This is a genomic window from Pseudomonas sp. CM27, from assembly GCF_013179515.1.
Classification (GTDB): domain Bacteria; phylum Pseudomonadota; class Gammaproteobacteria; order Pseudomonadales; family Pseudomonadaceae; genus Aquipseudomonas.
This window is the reverse complement of the sequence record NZ_JABMCN010000046.1, coordinates 1-2558: the sequence shown is the minus strand read 5'-3', so window position 1 is coordinate 2558 and position 2558 is coordinate 1. Positions and strand designations below refer to the sequence as shown.

General features: G+C 64.8%; 1 protein-coding gene. It reads right to left on the bottom strand.

The window, feature by feature from the left end:
- Positions 1 to 2558: peroxidase family protein (locus HP547_RS29590; protein WP_306140028.1), on the bottom strand; the 2558-nt coding region annotated here is incomplete at both ends.

Sequence of the window (2558 nt, the reverse complement as noted above, 5' to 3'; positions counted from 1 at the left end):
GCCCGGCGGTACGCTCCAGGTAGTAGAAGCGGTCGCCGTCCTGCAGTTTCTCCATCTGGTTTTCGAACACGAAGTTGAAGGTACTGCCGAGCATGCCGCCGAACGGGGTCTTCTCTTCGGCCAGGCCGCCGATCCACAGGTCGATGGCGTCGACGCCGGTGAGGGTGACCCCCTTCAGGTCATCCGCGGTGTTTGCCAAGCCATCCTTGCCGACCAGGGTCACGTTGGCCCAGGCACCGCTGCCGTTGAGGAAGTCCATGCGGTCGGCCGGCGCGCCATTGCCGCCGAACACCAGGGCCATGGCGGCCGCGCGTTTTTCCAGCAGCGTGGTAGCGCCGGTGATGGTGCTGTGGGTGCCGTAGGCGGCGATGAAGTTGATCAGCGACTCTGGATGTTTCAGGTGCTGCACCAGGTCGACCCAGCTGGTGTACGGCTTGAGCTGGGTATCGCCGGTTTGCCCGTAGATGTCCCGACGCAGGGCGTTCAGCGAAGGGATACCCACGTCGCGGCCACGGGCGATGTTGATCGCCGGCAGGTCCAGCGGCAGGCCCAACAGGTTGTTGCGCAGCGCCTCGGTGACGAACTCGTCGATTTCGTTACCGCCCTGACGGGTGACCCCGCGCACGATGGCGCTGGTGGCATCCTCGGGGGTGACGCCACTGGCGGCATACGCCAGCGGGTTGAGGAACGCAGCAATCAACCCCAGTTGCTGGTCGGGGTTGGCGCTGGCCGGGTCCTTGATGACGTTGAAGTCGATGTCGAAGCGGTCGACGGTTTCGGTCAGCATCGAGTGGCCGAAGCGGTACACGGTGTGGGCGAACTCGGCCACGATCGACGCATCGAGGTCGACGTCATAGACCTGGGTTGGCGCGAAGAACAGGTCGACCCGCGGCTGTACGGTACGGGCGAATTCCTCGAACACCAGGTGCTGGTACTGCATCTCGGTGCCGAACTTGGCCGCCTGGAACAGGCGCTCGCCGTTCCACACCAGTGCATCGATCTCGGGTTGGGTGACCGGCAATGCACTCACCGGGTTGAGCAGCCACTCGTTGAGGAAGACCAGGTCGTGCGCGTCCAGCACCGTGTCCTTGGTCTGCGCCACCAGCCGGTTGTGCTCGGCATGGAAGATCGCATGCACGGCGGTCAGGCCGATGTTCTCGTTGACCCGGCCATCGCCGGCAATGTAGTGCGCATCCAGCAGTTCGTTGTCGTAGGCCAGGTTGGCACCGGTCTGCGGGTTGACGGCTACGGCGTTGCCGGCGACGTTGTCGGCATCCGGCGCCAACACCCCGGCGCTGAACACCGGCACGGCATTGTGGGCGATGTCGGCGAGGAACTGGTGGCCGGTGCGCACGGCGTTGGTCAGGCTGATCGGCGCCAGCGGGTTGCCTTCCACCTGCTGGTCATCGGCCGTACCGGCAATACCGTCCAGGCCTTTCATCACCACCATCGGGTAGCCATGCGGGCCTTTGATGAAGTTGCCATAGGCATCGGTTGCCAGCAGCGGCACGTTGTCGACGTCGGCATCGGTCAGATTGATGCCGAGCAGGTCGCGGGCCTGGGCCTTGACCACTTTCCAGGTGGCCATGCCGCCGATTTCGTGATCGTCGCCGGTGCCGAACTTGCCATCGGCGCCCAGGTCGCGGTTGGTGATCAGCCGGCCCGTGGCGACCGGACCATCGGCAGTCATCATGTACGCGCGCAGGAACACCTGGTGCGAGGGGTGCGAGCTGTAGGTCTGGTTCTGGTCCACGAACGGTGTGGTGGTGTTGCTGTGCTCGTGAATGTCGTCGGCGTTGCCCAGGATGCCATCCGGCCCAGGCAGGTTGGTGGCGCGGGTCACCACCATGAAGTTGGTGAAGCCGCCCGGCACATACAGCGGGTCGTCCGCTTGCAGCGGGATGTAGATAGTGCCCGAGCCGCCCTTGGTGACCAGGTCCAGGCCGTGGTCGAAAAACTGCCCGAAGAAGGTCATCCAGGCGTTGAACGGCGCCGACAAGCCGGCATCGGCAGCGGTGTTTTCGAACAGGTACACGTCGTGGTCGTCGCCGGTGCCGAACTGGCCGTCCAGGCCCGGGCTGGCAACCACGCGCACGCCGTCCTTGAGCACATCGTCGTTGCCCGGCGTGCCGAAGTTGAGCACGCCATCCGCGCCAGGGTCGTAGGCAGTGGCGTAGGCGGCCGGGTTGTTGGAGGTCTGGTCGACGATCAGGTTGCTGATGGTGCGCGGCTGCGAGTCGAACACTGCACCACTGGTCTGCTGGTACGACGAACCCGGTATGGCGGGCGAGCCTGGGCCGAAGAAGCCGGCGGGTGCACCCTCGGCCGGGTTGAATACCGGGTCGCTCAGGCGCGGGAATACAGCGTCGGCAGCACCGTACTGGGTGTGGTTGTTGCCGTTGAGGTTCATCAGGTTGTTGTTCGAGCCATCCACCGCCCGCAGGCCCAGCGGCGCGCGGATGTTGGGGATCAGCGAGAGGATGTCCTGCCCATGGGCATCGGCTTCGGCGATCTTGATCTGCTCAAGAATGAAGTTGAGGTCGGAGCGCACCATGTGC